Raw genomic sequence first — 24186 nt, forward strand, 5'->3', positions numbered from 1 at the left:
CACCCGACTCTAACCGACGCAGATCCAGCACACTGTGTCGCTGACTTAGGGGTGTCGCAGTCGAAAGGACGGGATATGGCCATCAGCGATAAAGATTTCGAGCAGCTTCGCGATTTTATCTACCGCCACTGCGGGATTTATTTCAACGCTGCCAAAAAATACTTCCTGGAGAGTCGAGTCACGCACCGGTTGGCGGCTACCGGCATCAAGACGGCGGCGGAGTACCACGCCCTGCTGTCCTCGCCGGCCGGCGCGAACGAGCTCAAGTTCTTCATGGACGAGATCACCACCAACGAGACCTACTTCTTCAGGAATCCGGCGCAGCTGAAGGCGCTGGAACAGAAGCTCTTCTCCGACATCGTGGAAAAAAAGAACAAGATCGGTTTCCGCAAGTTGCGGATCTGGAGCGCCGCCTCCTCATCCGGAGAGGAGGCCTATACCCTGGCGATGGTCCTCCTGGAGCACCGCTCGACGCTGTTCAAGGACTGGATCATCGAAATCGTTGGTACCGACATCAACGAAACCGTCATTGCGCAGGCCAAGGAGGGGGTATACAACGCCTACTCTGTGCGCAACGTTCCGCCGCACCTGAAGAGCAAGTACTTCAAGGAAGACGGCGGGAAATTCATCCTGTCGGCCGAGGTGAAGAAGTTCGTCACCTTCAACAAACTGAACCTGTTCGACGACACCAAGATGATCTTTATGAAGAGCTTCGACCTCATCTTCTGCGCGAACGTACTCATCTATTTTGACCTGGCCGCGAAGGCGAAGGTCGTGCAGCACTTTTACAACAACCTGCAGCCCTACGGTTACTTCTTCATCGGGCAATCGGAGTCGCTGCACGGTGTCAACGAGATGTTCAAGCTGGTTCACTTTCCCGGAGGCTTTGCCTACTGCAAGTAGTAGAGGTATCGAGGAGGTTGCATATGAAAGAGACGACGTTGGCCGCCAGGGCCGAGCACCTGATCGGGGCTTCCGATACCTTGCCCACCATCCCGACCGTCGCCACGCGCATCCTGGCGCTTCTGGACCAGGGGGAGGTGAACCTCGACGAGGTGGCGGACCTGATGCTGGCGGACCAGATCCTCACCGCCCGGGCCTTGAAGATCATCAACTCGCCGGTGTTCCGTCCCGCCGCTCCCATCACCTCCTTGAAAGCCGCCGTGGTCTACCTGGGTGTGGCACACATCCGGGAAATCATCCTGACCACCTCGCTCATCGACATCTTCGACGGCGGTTCGGCCATTGGACTGAGCTCCTTCTGGGAGCACTCTTTCGGGGTGGGCATGGTCGCCAAGGTCATCGCGGGGAAAGCCGGTTACCGCGACGTCGACAAGGCGTACATCGCAGGGGTGATCCACGACATCGGGATCGTCTTCTTGAGCAGCTATCATGGGGACGGCGTCAAGCGGGTGCAGAGCCGCGTCGAGAAAGGGGCTGACCTTTTAGCCACGGAAGTGGAGGAGTTCGGGGCGACACACTGCGAAGTCGGCCTCTGCCTCGCCCAGCGCTGGAACTTCCCGGAGGCCTACTGTGAGGTCATCGCCTGCCACCACGATCCCTACCAGGCGACCCTCGACCCGGTGCTGAGCGCACTGGTGAACCTGGCGAACCTCTTCTGGAGCATGCACCTCCCCGATTACGGCGGCTGGGTGAGCTTCAACCTGGCCACGGAACCCGCCTGGAAACTGTTGAAGGAGCGCTGCCCCGACCTCAAGATGGACGAGGAGCGCTTCCGCTACGAACTGGAAGAGGCCGTGCAGGAAGTGCAGCAGCTGGTGGCCTCCATCTTCAGCAGTTAACCGGCAGCGCATACCCCGTACAACAACAAAAGGGTCCGCCCCCCAGGGGAACGGACCCTTTGTTTTTTCGAAACTGATCTACCCCGTGATCATCTGGGGTTAAGCCGCCGGTTCTCGCCTCTCGGGGCTACCCGAACACGTTGTGCAGCGCTCCGTCGACAAGTACCGAGATCTCCCGGGCAACGGGATAGTCGCGCTGCAGCCGGTCGGCGCGCTCCCGGTAGGGTGCCAGGAATTCCGGACGAGCTTTACGCATAAGGCGCAGGGTCTGCGCGTAGAGCATCCGGACCGTGGGGTTGCGCGGCTGATCGAGGCACAGGCGGAAAACGCCATCCAGGATCTCGCGCTCACCGCGCAGCACGGCCCCCTCGAGGAAATCCAGGTTCAGGCAGGAAAGGCGCAGTTGCTGTTCCAGGCGCACCAGGTAATCGGCAACGTAGGCTTCTACCGGGAGGTAGTACCAGGAAGGTGCCGAAGCCATCCGTACCCCGACCTTGGCAGAGAGTAACTTGCTCATCTCGGTACACAACTCGTAGATCCACTCTCCTGAGCCGTCATTGCAGGGGATGGCCTTCTCCGCCAACCGCTCGGCATCGGCAGCCCGAATCAGGCTAACCTCCAGCTTCCCTTCAGGCGACGACCGATCAATGGTGACTCCAATCACGAAATCGGGGACGTCCCCTTCGCTGCCGGCCATCCTGCAGAGCACTTCGTCACTGCAGGGTGTGCCGAACCTGGCGAATCCCTCCCTTTGCCTCCACGGGATGAGGGCGACGCCGACCGCATCGGAGGCGATATGGATCACCTCTGCCAGCAGCAGGGGCACGGCGCGGCTCAGATGATCGGCAGGTCCCTCCTGTGCGGCCTGATCCCCCACTACGGTGCTACCGATGACCATGAACCGCGGTGCGCCCGTTGATTTGAGACCTAGGAGCCTGGCGAAGGGTGAGCGTTGCCGCATCCACAGGGGCCCCTCGATGGTCAGGGTGGTGAGCCCCGTCTCCGTAGCGGGGAAGGATGCAGGATCGACCGTTTCCTCCTCGTGTTCACGCTGCAGCTCCTGGAGCAGGCACCGTGCATCATCCAGATCAGGCTCAACCTCCAGTGCGGCCACCAGACTCGCTTCAGCAGCTTCCCGGTTGTCGAGCTGAAGCTGAACCTTGGCCAGCATGGTCAAGATATCGCTGTCCTCTCCCTCCTCATCCAGGTACTCCTCGAGAAGCAGTTGAGCGTCCTCGGGTCTGTCGTTGGCGAGGTAGACCTGTGCCAGCAGCAACGTGCCACGCGAGGGAAGCAGGTCGGTGTGGAAGAGATGCTCTGCATAGGGGACGATTTCCGCGCCGAAGCCGTCGTCAAGCGCCTTGACCAGCAGACCGTGAAGTTCATCCGACTGGTCGCGGTGCCGTTCCAGATCTGTCAGCAGTACGTTGTCGAGCCACTGGTTCCTGGAGATGAAAAGCTCCCGACCCGTTTCGTCGAAGACCTTGATGGTCCTAGCTTCGTCGGCCGGCGCAGGTGCTTCCTTCCGTGCGGCAGACTGGGTGAGAGGTGAAGGTTCCTGCGGCTTTACAGGATCAGGCTTCTGCCCGAAGAATTTGCTGAAGATGCCCATCGATAGCCCTTCCAATTAAAGAGGTAGCATGCCAACGGTGTGCTGCGCCTGTGACTATATGAACTTTTGTCGGGCATTTCAATAAGAAGCTGTTCTTTTTCATTCAGACTACCGCTCTCTGGAGTTCGTCTGCGGTGGCAGCTACTCCATGGAATCACGTAAAAACAGCCACCGAGGTTAAAGCTCGGTGGCTGTTTCATGTCCTGCGCGGAGCAAGCCAAGACGGTTGCCTCACCAGAAGACGCGGGTCACGATCGTAGCCCCCGCGCCACTACCTCGGCAACGTCCCGCACCTCGATCATGCCACTGGCCAACTCCTTGACCCCGTCCTCGATCATGGTCATGCAGTAGGGACAGGTAACGCAGATGGTATCCGGGTGGCTATCGAGGGCCTCCTCAACACGGTTCAGGTTGATCCGTTCCCCCAGGTGCTCTTCCAGCCACATGCGCCCGCCACCGGCACCACAACAAAAGGACTGTTCCCTGTTTCTGCGCATCTCGAGCGGCGCGTTGCCGGTGGCCAATTCCAGCACCGCCCGGGGAGCCTGGTAGACGCCGTTGTGACGCCCCAGGTAACAGGAGTCGTGGAACACCACACTCCCTGCATCGACCTCCTGAAGTTGCAGCCTCCCCTCACGCAGAAGACCTTCGATGAATTCGGCGTGCGGGATCACCTCGATTTCCAGGCCATACTGCCGGTAGTCGTTTTTAAGCGTCGTGAAGCAGTGCGGGCACTGGGTGATTACCTTGGTCACCCCTCTTGCCTGGAAAGCGGCTACGTTGTCACGGGCAAACTGGTCAAAGAGGTACTCGTTCCCCAGTCGGCGCAGGCTGTCGCCGCAGCACTTCTCCTCCTTGCCGAGGATGCCCCAGGACACCCCCGCCGCGTTCAGTATCTGCGCCAGCGCCAGGGTCACCTGTTTGCTCCTCGGATCGAAGGAGCCGGAGCAGCCGACGTAGAGCAGGTACTCGGTCCGGCCCGCCTCGTAGGTCGGCACCTGCAGGGAGCCCGACCACTTGGTCCGCTCAGCGGGGGCAATACCCCAAGGGTTGCTGCGCTGCTCCAGGTTCTCGAAGAGCAAGAGCAGTTCCCGGGGGAAATCGGCATGCATCTGAACCTGGTGCCGGCGCAGCTTGGTGAGTTTCGGTAACTGTTCGATGCAGACCGGGCAGGCGGCCAGGCACGCCGCACAGGAAGTACAGGACCAGATGGCGTCGGCCGCCACGCTCTGCCCCCCCTCTCCTACCAGCGGGATGGAGCGGGAGCCACCAGCCTTGATGAGCGGGCCGCTCACCAGGAGGTTTTCCTTGATGCTATGCATGACTAGGCGCGGGTTGAGCGGCTTGCCGGTCGTGGTTGCCGGGCATTGCTGCTGGCAGCGACCACACTCGGTACAGGAGAAGGAGTCAAAGAGATCCTTCCAGGTGAAATCATCGATTCGACCGGCACCCAACCTTCCACCTTCGACGAATTCCTCGCGCGGAGGTACCGGGATACCGTCCAGCTCCTTGAGGTAGCAATTGGGGAGCGCCGCCAGGATGTGCAGGTGTTTGCTGAAGGGGAGATAGTTGAGAAAGAACAGAAGGGCTGCAGCGTGCAGCCACCAGAAGCAGGCTCCGGCCAAACCAAGCTGGCTTGCGCCCAGGTGGCCGCCGAGCAGTCTGCCGGCGGCCGAACTGACCGGCATGGCTGCCGCTGCGGGTTCGGTCCCTGCTGCTATTTCGGCGCCGTGCAGACCGAAGTAGGCAATCATGAGTACGCCGATCAGGGCGAGGATGCCGAAGGCCTCCAGGCTGCGCGCTTCCCGGTAGGGAGGATTAATTGCGCGGCGACAGGCGGCGACGCACACCGCAACCAGGGCGGCGAGGGATACCAGGTCGAAGACGGTCAAAAGCGGCCCGTACCATGCGGCGGGCAAGAGCGAGAAGCGGGCGGGCGGGAAGATTCCGGCCAGCAGGAATTCGCCGTTGGCCAGGGCCAGGACGAGAAAGGACCAGAAGATCAGCAGGTGGTTCAGGCCAAAGGGACGGCTCAGCACCCGCTGCTGCAAGAGGGCGAGGCTGAACATCGCCTTGAGACGCTGCCCCGGGTTGGAGAAGCGGTCCTCAGCGCCACCCAGGGCGACCAGCCCCAAGCGGGTGTAGCAACTCCAGCAGAACAGGAGACTTGCGCCAATCAGAAGCGGTGCGAAGACAATGGGATCAGGTTGCATAGGGTTCCTCTTTTTCTGGGCTGGGCGACGCGGTGCAATCTCACCTGACGCCCTTCAGCTCCCTGAGGTAGCTGGTGATTGCCGGAACGACCTTGAACAGGTCGCCGACGATACCGTAGCCTGCTACCTCGAAGATGGGGGCCTGCGGGTCGCGGTTGATGGCGATGACCAGGTCGGAATCCTGCATGCCGACCAAGTGCTGGATAGCCCCGGAGATCCCGCAGGCGAGATAGATCTTCGGACGCACCGTCTTGCCGGTCTGCCCCACCTGGCGCTCCGCCGGCATCCACCCGGCGTCCACCGCGCTGCGCGAGGCAGCCACAACCCCGCCAAGCTCGTCCGCCAATTCCTGCAGAATGCCGAAGTTCTCCTTGGACATCATGCCGCGTCCGCCGGAGACGATGAACTCGGCGCCGGCGACATCCACCTGGTCACCCCGATTCTCCCGGATCACCTCGAGCACCTTGGTGAAAACCAGTGCCTCGTTGATGGGGAGGGTCTCGTGGACGATGCTTCCGGTAGCGAAAGGCTGGCGTTCGGGGAGTGTCATGACGTGGGCACGCACGGTGGCCATTTGGGGGCGAAACCGGTCGCACATGATGGTTGCCATGATGTTGCCGCCAAAGGCCGGGCGGGTCTGCATCAGGTTGCGGTGCTCATCGATGTCGAGACCGGTACAGTCGGCGGTGAGCCCGGTCCCGACCCTGGTCGCCACCGCACCAGCCAGATCGCGCCCAAGGCCGGTCGCCCCCATGAGAACCACCTCCGGGCGGTGTTTCTCAATCAGGTAGCAAAGGGCGTCCAGGTAGGGATAGGTACGGTAGTGGCGCAAGACCGGCTGGTCCATGAGGTAGACCTTCTGGGCACCGTAGCACAGGGCTTCCTGGCACAAATGCTCCACCCGGTCGCCAAGGACCACCGCGCAGAGCTCGACACCGAGCTTTATTGCGAGCTCGGCACCTTTGCCGAGGAGTTCCCAGGAAACCCGGGCGGCCTCACCGTCGGTCTGCTCGACGAAGACCCAGACACCGCGGTATTGAGCCACCAGGTCGCGTCGGGCCTTTTCCTCCGGATCGGCATCCTCTTCCGCCAGGGTCTTTTGGCCATCCAGGGCTGCAAGGATCTCAAGCTCCTCCGGCGAGTAGAAGATCTCCAACGCGCCGCCCGGACAGGCTTTCACGCACTTCAGGCAGCCGATGCACTTGGCAAGCAGGATCTCCGGCTCGCCCGCAGCGTTCATCTCGATGCCGTCTACCGGGCAGCTCCCCTGGCAGCGGGCACCACAGGCGATGCACTTGCCTTCTAAAAGGCGCACCTTCCCGCGTGGCTTCTTGATTTTCGTTGTGACCTCGGTCATAGGGATTCCTTCGTTACAATCTGTTTTGCCACGGAGGCACGGAGCTCACGGAGTACGCCAACGGCAATCACCCCTGCCCTCCCCTGCGCAATGGCTCATCGAGGTATTACGGCAAAGAACGTCTCCCCCTCCCTTGACGGGAGGGGCCGGGAGGTGGGTGAAGCTGCCATCTGCACAGATGTGGCACCTGCCCCCTCACCCTGTTCCTCTCCCGCAAGACCGTTTTCCGAAATTCCAGAAGAACCTGCGCAAGGGGGATGTGAGATCACCTGCCATTTACACGGTCAAAAGGTCCCGCGCCAGGAGACGCTCGACCAGGTCGCGCGCGGTGCCGGAGGGGTCCTTGAGCCCGTCACCCACGATCTCACCCTGGCTGCGCTCCGGCGAGAAGATTCGGCTCACCCAGGTCGGGGACCCCTTGAGGCCGATGCTGTTGGTATCAAGTCTCAGGACACCGTTGTCCCAAACATCAACGTCGCTCTGCACGGCCTTGAGCCGCATGGGAACCGTCGGATAGCGCGGCTGATTCAACTCCCTCACCACGGTAATCATGGCCGGAAGCTTGGCCTCGACGATCTCGTAACGCCCCTCCAGCTTGCGGCGCACCCGGATCTTGCGAGCAAGGAAATCCAGGTGCTCGATCCGATCCACCAGGGTGAGTTGCGAGATGCCCAGCCGCACCGCGATTCCCGGCCCCACCTGCGCCGTGTCCCCATCGATGGTCTGCTTGCCGCAAAATACCAGCCCCACTTCGTCCTGCTCGGCCAGTTTCCTGATCGCGGCGGCCAGGACGTTACTGGTAGAGAGGGTGTCGGCGCCGCCGAAGGCACGGTCGGAGAGCAGGATCGCCCGGTCAGCACCCAGCGACAGCGCCTTCCTGAGGGTGGCTTCGGCATTGGGGGGCCCCATGGAGAGTGCCACGGCCTTGAAGCCGTAGCGGTCTTTCATGCACAGACTCTCTTCCAGAGCGTGGCTATCGTAGGGGTTGACGATGAATGGGATGCCATCGCGCACCAGGGTGTTGGTGACCGGGTCGATCTGCACCTGCGTGGTGTCGGGAACCTGCTTGATACAGGCAACTACGTACATGGCGTGCCTCCTGGATGGTCGATCAGTTCTCTGTCGCCGTTTCCAAGCGCCGGGAGCGCTCCCACTGCTCCTTGAAGAGCGTCAAGGCTTCGCGTAACACAGCCGAGGCCTTGGTTTTCCGTGCATTCATGATGGTCTGAAAAACACTGAATTCCTCTTCGTTCATCCTGATCGAAACGATATTGCTCTTGATCCTGCGCTGCACTCCCATGGTCCCGCTCCTCGTTTTTGATTTCGCCGTGTGGTCACAGCAGAATTAGTTCGTCTCCCGGCCGGATTATCCCGCCGCTCACAACCTTCGCAAAAACACCTTCCTTGGGCATCACGCAATCCCCCGCCTGGTAGTAGATGGCACAGCGGGTATGGCAGACCTTGCCGATCTGGGTTATCTCCATCTCAACCAGCCCCACGGCCAGGCGGGTTCCCACCGGAAGTGCCACCAGATCGATACCGCTGGTGGTCAGATTTTCTGCGAAATCACCCGGCCCCACCGACAACCCGAGTTGCCGCATCTTCTGGATGCTCTCCTGCGCCAGCAGGCTCACCTGCCGGTGCCAGTCCCCGGCATGGGCATCGCCGATGATGCCGTAGTTCTCTCTGAGGTGCACCGCGTCCTTCGGGGTCTTTTTCTCCCCTTTCGACTCGCTGACACTTACCGCCTCTATGCGTCCTTTCTGCATGCGGACCTCCTGAAACGTCAAAAACTTTTGCCACGGGGACACGGAGAACACGAAGTAAATCCAGATTCGGGGAAGCAGTAAACCCATGCGAGGCGTTCACTTGCCTGCGATTTTCTCAGCAGCCTCCGTGGCATCGAAAGCGCCGAACGCTACACTCGGCACGGACCTGCAGCAGAAAGTCTTTCTCCGTTTATCGCCTTTCTCCGTGATCTCCGTGCCACCGTGGCAAAATAATGCCTCTATCCGCCGATGCGCGACATCGCGATGCTGGCCGCCTGCACCCCCTCTTCAGCCAATTTGTGCTGCCCCGGTTTCTCGCGCACGATGCGTCGCAGCGTCTGGCGCAGCAGCCCCGAGTCTCCGTAGGCCAGGAGTGCCTTCAGGTCTGCCGATTGTTTAGAAAAGAGACAGCCACGCACCTGGCCGGACGCACTCATCCTGATCCGGTTGCAGCTCTCGCAAAAGTGCCCGGACACCGGGGTGATAATCCCGATGGCACCGGGCGCCCCTTCGATTTTGAAATTCCGTGCCGGTCCGGCCATCTCACCGCTCACCAGCGGCAGCAAGGGATACTTCTGCGCAATCAGCTGCAGTATTTCGGCGCCGGGCACCGATTGAACGTCCCAGTCCTCGTCGCGCAGGGTCGGCATGTATTCGATGAAGCGAACCGTACACGCCTTTCTCCTGGTGAGCGCTGCGAAATCGAGTATCTCGTGGTCGTTCACCCCGCGCATCACCACCATGTTGATCTTTACCGGTGGGAAGCCAGCCCGTTCAGCCGCCTCGATCCCTGCCAGTACCCGGAAAAGGTCGCCGCCCCTGGTGATTCGGGAAAAGTTTCCCGGATCAAGAGAGTCCAGACTCACGTTGAGGCGCGCCACTCCGGCATCCCGCAGAGGGAGCGCCAACTCCTCGAGAAGGATTCCGTTGGTGGTGAGGACCAACTCGTGCAGGCCCGGTATCTCCGTCAGGCGCTTCAGGAACGACACCAACCCCTTGCGTACCAAGGGCTCGCCACCGGTGATCCGGATCTTTCGAATGCCACAGGCCAAGCTGGCACAGGCCATCCGGTACAGCTCCTCATAGGAGAGCACCTCCTGGTGATCGAGCTTGGCTACCCCACCGGCCGGCATGCAGTAGCGGCAGCGCAGGTTGCAACGGTCGGTAACCGAGAGTCTCAGGTAATTAATCCGCCTGCCGTAGCCATCGATCATTTCCATGTCAGATCCTCCGCAAACTCCGCCCCCACCTTGCCATGACCATGCGGGCCGTTGTTCGCTTGCACATGGCAATTTCGATACCAACATGCAGCCAGAATTCACCAAGGAAGTCGTAGAGCGGACGGAACAGGGTTGCCAGGTACCTTATCTGACTATGTTTTTGCTCTTTTTAACCGGAAAGGCGTTGGAAAGACCAGGGGGGAAATCGGATCAGGAGCAAGGGGGAGAGCGCACGTTCCACAATGTAGCATGCGTTCCGCTTTGGAGCATCGCAAGTGTTCTATTCTGGAGCGCACCCTTTTCGGTCACCACCCCACCGCACCGTTGGCAATTGCATGTAAGGTGCCGTTTTAAAACCCCTTTTCCATAAACACTGCATCTTAACGGCATTCTGGTATGCGGTTTGCGATGCCCTAGAAAACCGTTTTACGAAACCGTATGCACAAATTCACACCAGGCAGGACAGACACGGGTGGTGACGCCCGAAACTACACGAGGGGGACAGACACAATGGCATTAGGAAAACAGACGTACGGCTTTTTCATCCCGACAGTATCTCTTATGGGCATCGGTTCGGCCGAGGAGACCGGCCCGCAGGTGAAGGCGCTGGGCGCGTCCAAAGCGCTTTTGGTCACTGACAAGGGGATCAAGGCCATGGGTATGGCCGACAAGATCAAGGAGCAGGTCGAGGCGGCCGGCGTCCAGGTGGTGATTTTTGACGGTGCCGAACCGAACCCCACCGACCTCAACGTAGCTGACGGCGTGAAGGTGTACCAGGAAACCGGCTGCGACGCCATCATCACCCTGGGGGGCGGCAGCTCCCACGACTGCGGCAAAGGCATCGGCCTGGTGATCGGCAACGGCGGCGTGATTCGCGACTTCGAAGGGGTCAACAAGAGCACCAAGCCGATGCCCCCGTTCATCGCCATCAATACCACCGCCGGCACCGCCAGCGAGATGACCCGTTTCTGCATCATCACCAACACCGATACCCACGTGAAGATGGCAATCGTCGACTGGCGCTGCACCCCGAGCGTCGCCATCAACGATCCCTTGCTCATGGTCGGCAAGCCGGCGGCACTCACCGCAGCTACCGGCATGGACGCCCTGACCCACGCAGTCGAGGCGTACGTCTCCACCATCGCCACCCCGATCACCGACGCCTGCGCCATCAAGGCCATCGAGCTGATTGCCCAGTACCTCTCCCCCGCAGTCGCCAACGGTGACGACCTGGAAGCCCGCGACAAGATGGCTTACGCCGAGTACCTGGCCGGCATGGCCTTCAACAACGCAAGCCTCGGCTACGTGCACTCCATGGCGCACCAGTTGGGCGGCTTCTACAACCTGCCGCACGGCGTATGCAATGCGATCCTTCTGCCGGCCGTTTCCGCCTACAACCTGATCGCCTGCCCGCAGAAGTTCGCCGACATCGCGGTGGCCCTCGGCGAGAATATCGACGGGCTCTCGGTGACCGAAGCGGCCGAGAAGGCCATCGCCAAGATCCGCAGCCTGTCCGCCTCCATCGGCATCCCGACCGGCCTCAAGGCGCTGAACGTGAAGGAAGAGGACCTGAAGGTCATGGCGGAAAACGCCAAGAAGGACGCCTGCCAGTTCACCAACCCGCGCAAGGCAACACTCGAGCAGGTTATCGACATCTTCAAAGCGGCGATGTAGTTCGTCGTCGCCACGGGCGGCAAATCCCCCCTGTCCCCCCTTCGCAAAGGGGGGACGCGGGGGCGCCAGCGGCGCTTCGTGGCAACACCTCGGTGTCCGACAAGCTTTGAATGGCGGCCCCGGCAGCAACTTGGCAGCGTACACCGGGCACGGTGTGCGGCACCCATATCTGACAGACACGGAAATCTCCGAGCCATGCAGCCTACAAGGGAAACCTCAGGGCGCCAGGCCAACGGGTTTCGCTGGAAACGGCGGAGCCTCCCTTTTGGAAAGGAGTGCCCGCGCGGGCGACGCGCGGCTATTACATATTTAACAGGGAGCTCGATCAAGCATGGACAAGATATTTCGCGTTAACATGACGGACCTCAGCACCAAGATTGAAGCGGTACCGGCAGCCTGGGCTGGGCTAGGTGGCCGCGGCCTCACCTCGACCATCGTGGCGGCCGAAGTCCCCCCCACCTGCCATCCGCTCTCGGCACAGAACATCCTCTGCTTCGCACCGGGGCTTTTGACCGGCACCCCCGCCGCCAACTCCGGCCGCCTCTCCGCCGGCGCCAAGAGCCCGCTTACCGGCGGAATCAAGGAAAGTAACGCAGGCGGCACCGCGGCCCAGATGCTGGCAAAACTCGGCGTCAAGGCCCTGATCATCGAGGGCGCACCGAAGGACGGCACCTGGTACAACCTGAGCGTCGGGGTGAACGGGGTCACCATCAACGAGGAGAAAGAGCTTTTGGGGCTCGGCAACTTCGCCGTCATCGACGCCGTGGAGGCGCGCCTGGGCAAGAAGACCGGCGTCCTCACCATCGGCCCGGCCGGCGAATTGAAGATGACTGCCGCGAACATCTCGGTGAAGGACCCGGATTCCAAGATCCGCAGCCACGGCCGGGGCGGCTTGGGCGCGGTCATGGGCAGCAAGCAGATCAAGTTCATCTCCATCGATGGCGAGGGCGCACCGGGCGTTAAGATCGCCGATCCGGAGAAGTTCAAGACCGCAGCGCGTGCCTTCTCGAAGGCCCTCCTGGAGCACCCGGTTTCCGGCGAAGGGCTGCCGACCTACGGCACCAACGTCCTGGTCAACATCCTGAACGAAGCCGGCGGCCTCCCCACCAAGAACTTCAGCATGGGGCAGTTCGAGGCGCACGACAAGATCTCCGGCGAAACCATGAACGAGGTGATCGCCTCCCGCAGCGGCAAGGTGAAGCACGGCTGTCACGCCGGCTGCATCATCCAGTGCTCCCAGGTCTACAACGACAAGGACGGCAAGTACATCACCTCCGGCTTCGAGTACGAGACCATCTGGGGGCTGGGCGCCGACTGCTGCATCGACAACCTGGACGATATCGCCCGCGCCGACAACCTGATGGATGACATCGGCATCGACTCCATCGAGACCGCGGTCATGTTCGGCGTCGCCATGGAGGCGGGTATCCTGAACTGGGGTGACTCGAAAGAGATGCTGCGCATGTTGCGGGAGGAGATCGGCAAGGGAACCGCACTGGGCAGGATCCTCGGGGGCGGTGCCGCCTCGGTGGGACGCACCTATGGCGTGACCCGGGTCCCGGTGGTAAAGAACCAGGGGATCCCGGCCTACGACCCGCGTTCGGTGAAGGGGATCGGCATCACCTACGCGACCAGCACCATGGGTGCCGACCACACCTCGGGCTACACCATCGCGACGAACATCCTGAACGTGGGCGGCTACGTCGACCCGCTCAAGAAAGAAGGCCAGGTGGAGCTGTCCCGTAACCTGCAGATCGCCACCGCAGCGGTCGACTCGACCGGCATGTGCATCTTCGTCGCCTTCCCGGCCCTCGACATCCCGGAGTGCCTGCCGGCCCTGATCGACATGATCAACGCCCGCTTCGGCATCGCCCTGACCGGCGACGACGTGACCAACCTCGGCAAGCACATCCTGAAGCTCGAGCGCAAGTTCAACACCGAGGCCGGTTTCACGAACGTGCACGACCGCCTGCCGGACTTCTTCAAGAACGAGCCGGTAGCTCCGCACAACGCGGTCTGGGATTTCACCGACGCCGAGATCGACGCGTTCTGGGACTTCTAACAGCGGCGCAAAAACAGGCGGACGGGGCGATTGGCGTCCCCGTCCGTCAGCGAATCTCATCGGTTACCGGGCGTTAGCAGCACGGCGTCCGATTACCGCCCGATCGTTCAAGCTGCCTGTGCCCATCGATCTCCGGGGGTCCTCTCCCTCCCCTTCAAAGGGAGGGCCGGGGTGGGGATGGGGTCAACCAGGTCACCGCTGGCCCATCCCCCGCCTATCCTCCCCCTTGAAGGAGGAGGGACGCGCTGCCGACGGATTGGCTGGCCGGGTTAACCTGTTTCACGCAACAACCTAAGGTACCGCCATGCAAGTAACGGTTAAGCTGTTCGCCACATTCAGAAACGGCAGGTTCAAGCTCGAGGAGCGCGAACTGCCTGAGGGGACGCTGGTCCGCCAAGTGGTGGCCGACCTGAGCCTCACCGACGACGAGATAGGGATCATCATGATCAACGGCCGGCACGGCATGTTGGACCAGGAACTACTGCCGGGGGACGTGCTGTCGCTCTTCCCCCTGGTGGGCGGAGGCTGACATGAACGAAGCCCTCACCTTTCTTGAGGAGTGGTCCCGCGAGGGGATGCTCCCCTGGGCGGCACACTGCGCCGCCGTCAAACACTTCGGACTGAGTCACGCCGCAGTGGAGCGTCTTGCACTGCAAAACGGACTTTTCCCCGCGCGCTACCAGCGTAACCGGATGATGATCGACGTCCACGAGCAGTTGCGGCTATTTTCCAGCGGGGTTGCCGTCATAGGCTGCGGTGGCCTGGGTGGCTACGTCATCGAAGAGCTGGCTCGCCTGGGGGTGGGTCACCTGGTGGCTGTCGACCCGGATGTCTTCGAGGAGCACAACCTGAACCGCCAGATCCTCGCCACGCCCAACAACCTGGGGCTGGCCAAGGTGGAAGCGGCCCGGCAGCGGGTCGAGCAGATCAATCCCGCGGTCACGGTAACGGCGGTGCAGGATGCCTTCGGTCTGGCCAATGGACGCGAACTGCTGGCCGGGGTCGAGGTGGCGGTTGACGCCCTGGACAGCATCTCCTATCGCCTGGAATTGGCCGAAGTAACCGGCGCGGTAGGCATCCCCATGGTGCACGGCGCGATCGGCGGCTGGTACGGCCACGTCGCCACCCAGTTTCCCGGCGAGGAAACGGTACAGGGCATCTACCGGCACTGGGTCGCCGGCAAGGGGATCGAGCAGCAGTTGGGCAACCCCGCCTTCACCCCTGCGGTCATTGCCAGCATCGAGGCCGCCGAGGTCTGCAAGATACTGCTGGGGAAGGGGGAACTTTTGCGCAACCGCAAGCTTTCCATCGATCTTTTGGAGATGGAGGTCCACGAGATCCCCTACGACCAACCGGTCAAGCTGGTCCGCGCCGCCTAAGGAGCTCCACCGTCGGCAACGTTGGAAATATTTTTGCCACGGAGACACGAAGTACACGGAGAACGGCAAAAAAATCTGAGAGGAACCCTACGTCTTTAGTTTTTGCTTTGCTCCGTGCTCTCCGTGTCTCCGTGGCAACATAGATTGCAGGTAGGTTTTTCGCACATGCCTGCTGGTATTATCCCCTCTTCATACCTTCGAAGCGCTTCCATTTGATTCCAGGTTTGTGTATTCCCCCGGTTGTGGTTTCTCCTTGCCGTCCGTGCCTCCGTGGCAAAGCCGCTTTTCGAATCCTGCACCCTCGGTATACTCATTTGAGCCCGATGCACCTCTTGTGATAGGTTGAAGTTGCAGCCGTGCTAGAACCTTGTGCGCTGCGGTCAAAGGAGAGGGTATGCTACTGGAACAGCTCGTGGAGAGGGAACAGAGAAAACCGGAGTATGACTGGGAATCCTACTACCAGTGGTTTTTCAGCGCGCAGGCCGGACACAACGTCGACGCCTACACGTTCTGGGAATGCAAGAAGTGCCTGACTATCAACCTGCTGCTTTTACCGGCACGCTATGGGAAATGCCGCTGCTGCGAGTTGATCTACCTGCCGGGCACCTCCCCAGCCTGACAGGTCAATCGCGCCAGCGCAAACCCCGCAGGCTCAAAAAACACCGATCATACCAGCCAAGGGACGTGCGCCCTGCCCTCCCCTACTCGGTCAGCTCGAATTCCTTGATCTTGCGATAGAGGGTGTTGCGGGCAATCCCCAGGGCCCGTGCGGCCTCGGTGATGTTGCCGTCGCACTGGGCGAGGGCGGTACGGATGGTGTGAGCCTCGCTGTCCTTAAGATCGAAGAGCGGCGGCGCGATACCTTTTCGCGCCATCACCGCCAAAAGCCCCGACTCGGCCTCGCGCAGGTTCACCAGGAGCCGGTCCAGTTCCCCGTCCCCCATCTGCTCCAGACAGCGTCCCTGGGCGTAGCTTTTCAGCAGCGCCTCGACCCCCTTGCCCTCCTCAAGCAACCCATCCGACCCGGCCGCGGCACCCATGCTGCGCGGCGTAAAACTGGGGCCGTACATGAAGGTCCCCCCCAGGTGCTCGGGGAGGATGCTGCCACCGTTGCAGATGACGACCGCCCGCCGCATTACGTTGGCAAGTTCGCGGATGTTCCCCGGCCAGGCATACTGCTGCAAAAGCTCCACCGCCTCCGGGCTCAGCTTGATGCTGCGGTTTAACTGCTGCACGAAGTGCTCGGCCAAAAGCGGTATGTCCCCGGAACGGGCGCTCAAGGGCGGGATCTCGAGCCGGACCACGTTGAGCCGGTAGTAGAGGTCTTCCCGGAAGCTCTTGTCGCGGATCGCCTGTTCCAGGTCCACGTTGGTTGCGGCGATCACCCTGACGTCGGTCTTGATGGGGCGCTCGCCCCCTACCCGCATGAACTCGCCGGTCTCCAGAACCCGCAGGAGTTTGACCTGGATCTGCGGCGTGGCGTCCCCGATCTCGTCCAACAGGAGGGTGCCGTGGTTGGCCAATTCGAAGATGCCGCGCCGGGTCTGGTTGGCGCCGGTGAAAGCGCCCCTTTCGTGGCCGAAGAGTTCGCTCTCCAGGAGGTTCTCCGGCAGCGCCCCGCAGTTCACCGGAATGAAGGGCTGGCCGGCACGCTCGGAAGCGGCATGGATGAAGCGCGCCAGTACCTCCTTGCCGGTGCCGGTCTTGCCCTGGATCAGCACGCTGATGTTCTTGCCGGCGACCTTGTAGGCAAGCCCCACCATCTGCCGCATCGCCTCGGTTCTACCCACCCGGAAGCCGACCCCCTGGGCCACCTCGGCCCACTCCTCGTGCCCTCCCTCGCCCCGCGTCGGGTTGACGCCGGAACTGGCGGCCCGGGCCACCAGCCGCTCGATCTCCGCGATATCGTCGAAGGGCTTTTCCAGATACTCGTAGGCTCCCATCTGCATGGCGGCGACGGCGGTCTTCACCGTGCTGTAGCCGGTCATGATGATCACCTCGCAGGCGGGCTGGCGCGCCTTCACCGCCTTGAGCAGGGTGAGGCCGTCGGTGTCAGGTAGCTTCAGATCCACCAGGGCCACGTTGAACGGTCCCCCGTCGAGCGCGGCGAGCGCCTCCGGGTGGTTCGAGGCGGTCACCACCGCGTAGCCGGCCCTGGTCAAGAGCCGCTTGAAGAAGGTGCAAACGTCAGATTCGTCGTCGATGATCAGGACCCGCACGGGCAACTCTGGCATGCTGGCTCCCCCCTTTTCACGCTGCATTATCATTTTCTACCGGGAGGACCAGGCAAAACCGGCTCCCTACCCCGAGTTTGCTGTCCACCTCGATGCGCCCGCCGTGGGATTCCGCGATCCCCAGGCTCACCGAAAGCCCCAGCCCCGTCCCCTTGCTCGATTCCTTACTGGTGTAAAACGGGGTGAAGATCTTGGAGAGGTTCTCGGGGGCGATGCCGGTACCATTGTCCAGGACACTCAGGACCACCCAGCTCTTGCCCCCTTCGATCCGGACACTGGTCGACACCTCGATCACCTTCTCTGCGCGCTCGACATCGGACAGGGCGTCCCGGCCGTTGATCAGGAAATTGGTCAGAACCTGCTGGATCTGCGGCCCATTGGCGAAGACCCGCGGCAGTTCCGGGTCGAGATGCTCGATGATCAGGATCTGGCTGCGGTTGATCTGGTACTGGATCATGCCGAGCACCCGGTCGATCTCGGCATTCAGGTCGATGGCTGCCTGAGGCGCCTGGTCCTGGCGCGAGAAGGTGAGCAGGTTCTGGATGATCCGCTTGCAGCGCAGCCCGCAGTTGATGATGTCCTCCAGCGCCTCGCCACGCTCCCGCTGCCCCTCGTCCTGGAGTTCCCGCGCCAGCATCTGGGCCGTGCCGATGATAACGGTCATCGGGCTGTTCAGCTCGTGCGCGACACCCGCCGCCATAACCCCGAGCGCCACCATTTTGGCGGACTGCACCAGTTGGGCTTCCATCTTGAGCTTCTTGGTGACGTCCTTCAGGATGATGGTGACGGCGGAGAGCTGCTTCTCGTCATTCAAGACCGGGTAGTAGGAGAGGTCCACGAAGGTGTCCCCCTCGGTCTGCCAGCGCTGGAACACCGGCTTGCCGTTTTTCTTGATCTCCTCGATCGGGCAGTTCTCGCAGGGTCGCTCGCCGCCGCGCAGGCGGGCGAAACACTTGTCGGAAATGGCCCGGTTCCAGGCCTCAGTCATCTGGGGCGGCAGCCTGTCGTTGTGCAAAAGGACGTTGTAGTCGGTGTCGATCAGGAAGATCGGGTCGGTCACCGCCTGGAAGGTCTCCTCCCACTCCTTCTTGGCACGCGATACCTGTTTGTAGAGCCGGGCATTCTGCAGGCTGATGGCCAACTGGTCCGCAAGGTGCTGCACGAAGTTCAGCTCCGCCGCGGCATAGGCCGACTCGCGGGTGGAACCCAAGAGCAACAGCCCGGTCACCTCGGCACGCTCGAAAAGCGGTGCCACGGCGAGCGAACGCAGCTGGTCAGGGTTCTCCGGGTTGGCCTGGCCGAAAAAGACCGGGGCGTCCTCGGGCCGGTAACAGGTGGCGCCCACGCCGTTCAAGGCGTCCCTCAGCCGGGAATCCTCCGCCACTAGCGGATTGCTGAAGAAATCACGCGGGGCCATGGCGAAGATCCTGAGCTCGCCCTTCTGCATCTTGGCGAGCCCCAAAAAGTCGCAGGGGAGCGCCTTGGGCAGCTGCTTGAAGGCCCGCTCGATGATGTCCCCGATGGACATGTCGATGTTGATGTCCCGGGTCAGCTGCTGCAGAATCTCCAGGCGGCTGTTTTGGGTCAACACGTCCTGGTTTCTCTTTTTCAGCTCGACGTAGTAGTTGAGCTTGGAAGAGTCGACACCAGTCAGTTGTTCGAGCAGTTTGCCGCGGTCCGTCACCTGTGTGGCCCCCCTTTGGCGCCTGAACCTCTCGATACCTTGTCCATCATGATTGTTGCGGGTGCGTCTTCGGTGGCACCGGCCGTGATCGAACGGTTGAAGACGCAGCCTGCGGCGAATAAGCCTCTAAAGAGCGGCGTGAAAGATCTGCTCGATGTCGGCACAGGTGGCACTGCGCGGGTTGGTAACCAGGCAGGCGTCCTTGGTGGCGTTGCGGCTTAATATCGGGATGTATTTCTCCTCGAGCCCCAGCTGGGCCAACCCCTTGGCCAGCCCGATGTCGGCGATGAGCCGTTGTACCGCCTCTATGGAGCGCTCTGCGGCCGGCAGCAGATCGAGCCCGGTCACGTCTTCTCCCATGGCGATCGCGATGTCACGGAAGCGCTCGGGGCAGGCAGTGAGGTTGAAGCGCATGACGTGGGGCAGGATGGAGGCGTTGGTTTCGCCGTGGTGCTGGTCCAAAAGACCGTCCACCTGGTGGGTCATGGCGTGGGCCGCCCCCAGGATCGCGTTGGAAAAGGCCAGCCCGGCGGTGAGGCTCGCCATGGCCATGCTGGCGTTGGCCTCCATGTCGGCGCGGTCGGCCACGGCCTTCCTCAGGTTGAGCGAGATGAGCTGGAGTGCCTTCAGGGCGTGGATATCGGTAAGCGGCGTCGCCGCCAGCGAGACGTAGGACTCGATACCGTGGGTCAGCGCATCGACGCCGGTGGCCGCGGCGAGTTTGGCGTCCTTGGTCCTGAGCAGTTCGGGATCGACAATGGCGATATCCGGAATAAGGGAGCGGGAGATGATGGACATCTTGAGTTTACGCTCGGTGTCGACGATGATGGTGAACTGGCTCACCTCGGAGCCGGCACCGGCCGTGCTGGGCACGATGACCATCGGTGGCAGTGGCATGGTGATCCGGTTGATCCCCTCGTAGTCGCGCAGTTGGCCGCCGTTGGAGGAGAGGATGGCGATCGCCTTGGCAACGTCCGTGGGACTGCCCCCCCCGACCGACACGATGCCGTCGCAGCCGGACTCCAGGTAGCGGGCAGTTCCCTCGCTGACCTCGCAGTCCTTCGGGTTGGTGGTGAGCGACGAGAAGATCACGCTGTCCAGCCCGACCGCGTCCAGGTATTCGACAGCGCGATCCACCCATCCGGAAGAGATGACGTCCTGGTCCGAGACCAGGAAGACCTTGGAGACACCGAGTCGCACCACGCTCTCGCCGATCTGGCTTAGGGAGCCCCGGCCGAAGATGATTTCAGGTGCGACGAATTTACTGATTTCCATGGGTTCTCCTTGGCATGCCCAGCGGTTCCGCGATTCTGGCGCAGCAGTGCGTGCATGGGGCAACGGCGCCTGTTGCATAATAAAACAGTAGACGCGAAAATGCGAGAAATGATGTATACAGAACCATCTCCCTTGGCAAGATGTATACCTAATCGGGCCGAAGCGAGGAACAGAGGAAACCGCGCGGTTAACAAGAGGGGACGACGGGGAAGGATTCGTTTCTGCGAGACTTTTCGGGCTGCGCGCTGCGCTGCCGACCTCCAGGGGCACCTTACCTGGTGGCGCTTTACTGTTCCATAGTGGAACGGCCTGTTAGTTTTTGGAGCGCTGGGCGTTCCATTTTAAGACATCGGCATCGCTGGGGCGTCGCAAACCTGTCACACGGAAACAGGGTCGGCAGTATAAAAAAACAAAACAGCCACCCCGTCGTTATCCTGGGTGGCTGTGCTGCACAAAAAAAGAGGGGCTACGAATTTCTCGTAACCCCTCGTTTAATGGTCGGTGCGACTGGATTCGAACCAGCGACCACTAGACCCCCAGTCTAGTGCGCTACCAGGCTGCGCTACGCACCGATTATGCCTGTTACTGTAGCAGGTCCCGCAATGCCTTCAGTTCCCCTTTCACCTCCTGGAGCAGGACGGCGAGTGTTTCAGGGGGCTGTTCGGGCTTGTGGTACCTCTTCCTCACCTCGAGACGCTTGCGCGCTCCTTCGATGGTGAGTTTCTCGGCGTACAGCAGCTTTTTAATTTCTGTTACTTGCTCGATGTCTTTCTTGGTGTAAAGACGCTGGCCGGTCGAGCTCTTCTTCGGCCGTAAAAACTCGAACTCCGTCTCCCAGTAGCGCAAAACCGAAGCGGGAAGTCCCGTAACGTGGGAGACTTCACCGATCCTCAGGTAATGCTTGTCCGGGATCCCGGTGTCCATTACTGCTGGGCGTTGATCGCGCTCTTCAGAACCTGGCTGGGTTTGAAGGTAAGGATCTTTCTCGCCACAATGGTGATTTCTTCCCCGGTCTGGGGATTCCTGCCGCGACGATCGGACTTCTCTTTCACAACGAAGTTACCGAAGCCGGCAATCTTGATCTTGTCCCCATCTTCCAGGGTCGTCTTGATCAGGTCGAATACAGTTTCAACGAGTTCGGCGGATTCTTTTTTGGAAAAACCGACCCTCTCATAAATCTTCTCAACGATGTCCGCTTTGGTCATAACCCCCTCAACAGGTTCAGCATTTCAATAGTTTTTCCACAACGTTCACGGCGGCTTAATCTAATACCATAGCGTTTCTATTTTCGCAACCCCTTTTTATCTAAAGGAAACATTTAATTTTTTCTGCAGGGTAGCGATGACACGCTGGTGCAGCTTGGTCACCTCGTCGTCGGTCAGGGTGCGCTCTTTGGAGCCGTAGCGGACCCTGATGGCGATGCTCTTCTCCCCCTTGGGGATGTTGCCGCCGGTGTACAGGTCGAAGAGTTCCACCCCCTCGAGTTCGTCGGCCTTGACGCTCTTCACGCTGGCCAGGATCTCGGCTGCGGGAGTGGTATCCGGCAGGAGCATGGCGATGTCGCGGAAGGTGGACGGGAAGCGCGAGGGGACCTGTGCGGAGCCCATATCCTTGCGGCAGCCGATCAACTTCTCGAAGTTGAGCTCGAGGTAGTAGAGGGGCTGGTCGATGCCGTAGTTCTCCTGGACGCTTGGGTGCAGCTCGCCGAAGGAACCGAGCTCGCGGTTGCCGCTCTTCACCCGGCAGGCCTTGCCCGGGTGGAAGTAGGGATCCAGCTCGTCGGCTACGTAGTTGACACCCCCGATGTTCAGCTCTTCGAGGATGCTCTCCACGACCCCCTTCACGTCGAAGAAGTCGATGTTCCCCTTGGCCTGGTTCCACCCTTCCGGATCGCGACGTCCGGTGAAGAGGGCGGCGAGGCACATCGGCTCGTCCGGCAGCCCCAGATCGTTGGTTTCACTGGGGATGTAGATGCGACGCATCTCGAAGATACGCAGATCGAGAGTACGGAAGTTGATGTTCTTGACCGCGGTCTCCAGGAGGCCCGGCAGGAGCGTGGTGCGCATCACGGAGAGCTCGTCGGAGATCGGGTTCAGCAGGGGCACCCCCTTGCGGCGGAAGTCGTCCTCGGCAAGCAGGATCTTCTCGCAGCTGGTGGGGGCCACGAAGCTGTAATTGATCACCTCGGAGAGCCCGTGCGAGACCAGGAGGTCCTTGATGCGGCTTCCCAGGCGCAGCTGAGGCGAGGGGAGATCGGAAAGAACCGAGGCCTGCGGCAGGGTGGCCTGCACCTTCTCGAAGCCGTTCAAGCGCACCACCTCTTCGACCAGGTCAATCTCGCGCTCGAGGTCGACGCGGAAGAGCGGTACCTGTACCTTGAAGACGCCCGGCTCGGTCTCGGTGACCTGGAACTCGAGGCGCTCGAACATCTCCTGCACCTCGGCGGCCGTGAGCGAGAGCCCGGAGACCGCGTTGATGCGGGCCAGGCGCGCGGGAATGGTACGCGGTGCGATCGGCTCGGGGTAAACGTCGATGACACCCTTGGCGATCTTGCCGCCCGAGAGCTCGGCGATAAGCTGGGCGGCGCGGTCCAGGGCGCGGGTCAAGCCCGCCACGTCGGTGCCGCGCTCGAAGCGGTGCGAGGACTCGGTGTGGATACCCAGGCGCTTGGAGGTGCGACGGATGGCCGACGGGTTGAAGTAGGCGCTCTCGAGGAGCACCTCGGTGGTCGCGTCGTTGATCTCGGAGTTGCCGCCCCCCATGATGCCGGCGAGCGCCACGGCCTTCTCGCCGTCGCGGATGGTGAGATCCGACGCGGAGAGGGTGCGCTCCTGGCCGTCCAGGGTGTGGAACTGCTCGCCCTCCCCTGCCGCGGCGACCACGATCTTGCCGCCGGAGAGCAGCTTGAAGTCGAAGGCGTGCAGCGGGTGGCCGTACTCGAGGAGCACGTAGTTGGTGACGTCGACGATGTTGTTGATGGAGCGGATACCGGCGTCGCGCAGACGGTTGGCGAGCCAGGTCGGCGACGGCGCCAGGGTGCAGCCGGTGATGTGGCGCGCGGTGTAGCGCGGGCAGAGATCCGGCGCGTTGATGGCGACCTGCGCGATGCTCGCGATAGGTGCACCGGTCTCATTCACCTCGAGACCCGGGTAGTGCACCTTCTTGCCGAGTTTTGCGGCGATCTCGCGAGCGACACCCACCACGCTCAGGCAGTCGGCGCGGTTCGGTGTAAGGCCGATTTCGAAGATGACGTCCTTAGTCCCCAGGGCGTCGAAGAGCGGCATGCCCAGTTTGAAGTCCTCAGGGAGGATCATGATACCGGAGGACTCCTCAGAGAGCGCCAGCTCACGCTCGGAGCAGAGCATCCCGAAGGACTCCTCGCCGCGGATCTTGGAGCGCTTGATCTTGAAGTCGCCGGGAAGCGTCGCGCCGATCTTGGCCAGGGCCACCTTGTCGCCGGCCTTGAAGTTCTGGGCGCCGCAGACGATGGAGAGGAGCTCTCCGCCGCTGCCGTCATCCACCTTGCAGAGCGAAAGCTTGTCGGCGTTGGGGTGCAGGTTTCTCTCCACCACCTGGGCCACCACCACGTCGTCCATGCCGCCGCCCACTTCTTCCATGCGCTCGACCTCGAGGCCCAGCATGGTCAGAAGGTGGGAGAGTTCGGCCGCCGGCAGATCGCAATCGACGAATTCCTTGATCCAGTTGTAGGTAACTATCATTTCGAATCCCGTGAACCTTCCCTCGCCCCGTCCCTCTCCCGGAGGGCGAGGGGGAGTTCGAGTGAGTTAGTTGAAGTGTGCGCGTTTTGTATTCGGGGGAGGAGCATCACCAAGTGGCAGCCCCCTCACCCCAACCCTCTCCCGGAGGGCGAGGGGGGATCGGATCTCGAGAGGCGGCAGAAGATA

Annotated in this window: 20 protein-coding genes, 1 tRNA gene and 1 riboswitch; of the genes, 7 read left to right on the forward strand and 14 right to left on the reverse strand. The window is 61.6% G+C overall.

Annotation, left to right across the window (positions count from 1 at the left end):
• Positions 1-75: 75 nt before the first annotated feature.
• The gene (locus tag H7688_RS01400) at positions 76-903 is read left to right on the forward strand and encodes a CheR family methyltransferase (protein ID WP_183359237.1); all 828 of its coding nucleotides are present in this window, start codon (positions 76-78) and stop codon (positions 901-903) included.
• Positions 904-926: 23 nt separating this feature from the next.
• On the forward strand, positions 927-1802 hold the full coding sequence (locus H7688_RS01405) for an HDOD domain-containing protein (protein WP_183359238.1): 876 nt from the start codon (positions 927-929) through the stop codon (positions 1800-1802).
• Positions 1803-1929: 127 nt separating this feature from the next.
• Here H7688_RS01405 and H7688_RS01410 read toward each other — a convergent pair whose 3' ends face one another.
• The 7 genes from H7688_RS01410 to moaA all read right to left on the reverse strand — a co-directional run bounded on the left by H7688_RS01410 (position 1930) and on the right by moaA (position 9973).
• A complete protein-coding gene (locus H7688_RS01410; RefSeq protein ID WP_183359239.1) occupies positions 1930-3414 on the reverse strand; it encodes a tetratricopeptide repeat protein in 1485 nt (494 codons plus the stop codon).
• A 248-nt stretch (positions 3415-3662) separates the two neighbouring features.
• The gene (locus H7688_RS01415) at positions 3663-5627 is read right to left on the reverse strand and encodes a (Fe-S)-binding protein (RefSeq protein ID WP_183359240.1); all 1965 of its coding nucleotides are present in this window, start codon (positions 5625-5627) and stop codon (positions 3663-3665) included.
• Between the two features lie 40 nt (positions 5628-5667).
• Entirely contained in the window at positions 5668-6984 is a 1317-nt protein-coding gene (locus H7688_RS01420; protein WP_183359241.1) for an electron transfer flavoprotein subunit alpha, read from the reverse strand.
• A gap of 276 nt (positions 6985-7260) precedes the next feature.
• A complete protein-coding gene (locus H7688_RS01425) occupies positions 7261-8073 on the reverse strand; it encodes an electron transfer flavoprotein subunit beta/FixA family protein (protein ID WP_183359242.1) in 813 nt (270 codons plus the stop codon).
• Between the two features lie 22 nt (positions 8074-8095).
• Complete coding sequence (locus H7688_RS01430) at positions 8096-8284, reverse strand: hypothetical protein (RefSeq protein WP_183359243.1); 189 nt, start codon at positions 8282-8284, stop codon at positions 8096-8098.
• A 34-nt stretch (positions 8285-8318) separates the two neighbouring features.
• Positions 8319-8753, reverse strand: a complete 435-nt coding sequence (locus H7688_RS01435; protein ID WP_183359244.1) for an MOSC domain-containing protein — start codon at positions 8751-8753, stop codon at positions 8319-8321.
• A 239-nt stretch (positions 8754-8992) separates the two neighbouring features.
• The gene (gene moaA, locus H7688_RS01440; protein ID WP_183359245.1) at positions 8993-9973 is read right to left on the reverse strand and encodes a GTP 3',8-cyclase MoaA; all 981 of its coding nucleotides are present in this window, start codon (positions 9971-9973) and stop codon (positions 8993-8995) included.
• A 510-nt stretch (positions 9974-10483) separates the two neighbouring features.
• Here moaA and H7688_RS01445 point away from each other — a divergent pair.
• From H7688_RS01445 to H7688_RS01465, 5 genes are all read left to right on the forward strand, one after another.
• Entirely contained in the window at positions 10484-11647 is a 1164-nt protein-coding gene (locus H7688_RS01445) for an iron-containing alcohol dehydrogenase (protein WP_183359246.1), read from the forward strand.
• Positions 11648-11822: 175 nt separating this feature from the next.
• A riboswitch (molybdenum cofactor riboswitch) is annotated at positions 11823-11939 on the forward strand.
• Positions 11940-11978: 39 nt separating this feature from the next.
• The gene (locus tag H7688_RS01450; RefSeq protein ID WP_183359247.1) at positions 11979-13709 is read left to right on the forward strand and encodes an aldehyde ferredoxin oxidoreductase family protein; all 1731 of its coding nucleotides are present in this window, start codon (positions 11979-11981) and stop codon (positions 13707-13709) included.
• 304 nt (positions 13710-14013) lie between these two features.
• Positions 14014-14238 (forward strand): MoaD/ThiS family protein, encoded by a 225-nt coding sequence (locus H7688_RS01455; RefSeq protein WP_183359248.1) that lies wholly within the window; start codon positions 14014-14016, stop codon positions 14236-14238.
• A gap of 1 nt (position 14239) precedes the next feature.
• Entirely contained in the window at positions 14240-15088 is an 849-nt protein-coding gene (locus H7688_RS01460) for a HesA/MoeB/ThiF family protein (RefSeq protein WP_183359249.1), read from the forward strand.
• A 394-nt stretch (positions 15089-15482) separates the two neighbouring features.
• Positions 15483-15707 carry a hypothetical protein gene (locus tag H7688_RS01465; RefSeq protein ID WP_183359250.1) on the forward strand — a complete coding sequence of 75 codons (225 nt, stop codon included), beginning with the start codon at positions 15483-15485 and terminating at the stop codon, positions 15705-15707.
• An 82-nt stretch (positions 15708-15789) separates the two neighbouring features.
• On the opposite strand, the gene H7688_RS01470 is transcribed toward H7688_RS01465, so the two are convergent.
• The 7 genes from H7688_RS01470 to pheT all read right to left on the reverse strand — a co-directional run bounded on the left by H7688_RS01470 (position 15790) and on the right by pheT (position 24000).
• Positions 15790-17322: a sigma-54-dependent transcriptional regulator gene (locus H7688_RS01470; protein ID WP_183359251.1), complete on the reverse strand. Its 1533-nt coding sequence runs from the start codon at positions 17320-17322 to the stop codon at positions 15790-15792.
• Positions 17323-17338: 16 nt separating this feature from the next.
• Positions 17339-19006 (reverse strand): GAF domain-containing sensor histidine kinase, encoded by a 1668-nt coding sequence (locus tag H7688_RS01475; protein ID WP_183359252.1) that lies wholly within the window; start codon positions 19004-19006, stop codon positions 17339-17341.
• Between the two features lie 126 nt (positions 19007-19132).
• Positions 19133-20281: an iron-containing alcohol dehydrogenase gene (locus H7688_RS01480; protein WP_183359253.1), complete on the reverse strand. Its 1149-nt coding sequence runs from the start codon at positions 20279-20281 to the stop codon at positions 19133-19135.
• A gap of 495 nt (positions 20282-20776) precedes the next feature.
• Positions 20777-20853 (reverse strand) — tRNA-Pro (locus H7688_RS01485).
• A gap of 10 nt (positions 20854-20863) precedes the next feature.
• The gene (locus H7688_RS01490) at positions 20864-21205 is read right to left on the reverse strand and encodes a MerR family transcriptional regulator (RefSeq protein WP_183359254.1); all 342 of its coding nucleotides are present in this window, start codon (positions 21203-21205) and stop codon (positions 20864-20866) included.
• Positions 21205-21486 carry an integration host factor subunit alpha gene (locus H7688_RS01495; RefSeq protein ID WP_183359255.1) on the reverse strand — a complete coding sequence of 94 codons (282 nt, stop codon included), beginning with the start codon at positions 21484-21486 and terminating at the stop codon, positions 21205-21207. Before H7688_RS01495 ends, H7688_RS01490 begins: the two co-directional genes overlap by 1 nt.
• Before the next feature lie 96 nt (positions 21487-21582).
• A complete protein-coding gene (pheT, locus tag H7688_RS01500) occupies positions 21583-24000 on the reverse strand; it encodes a phenylalanine--tRNA ligase subunit beta (RefSeq protein WP_183359256.1) in 2418 nt (805 codons plus the stop codon).
• Between the last annotated feature and the right edge of the window lie 186 nt (positions 24001-24186).

This window comes from Geomonas limicola (genome assembly GCF_014193675.1).
Taxonomy (GTDB): domain Bacteria; phylum Desulfobacterota; class Desulfuromonadia; order Geobacterales; family Geobacteraceae; genus Geomonas; species Geomonas limicola.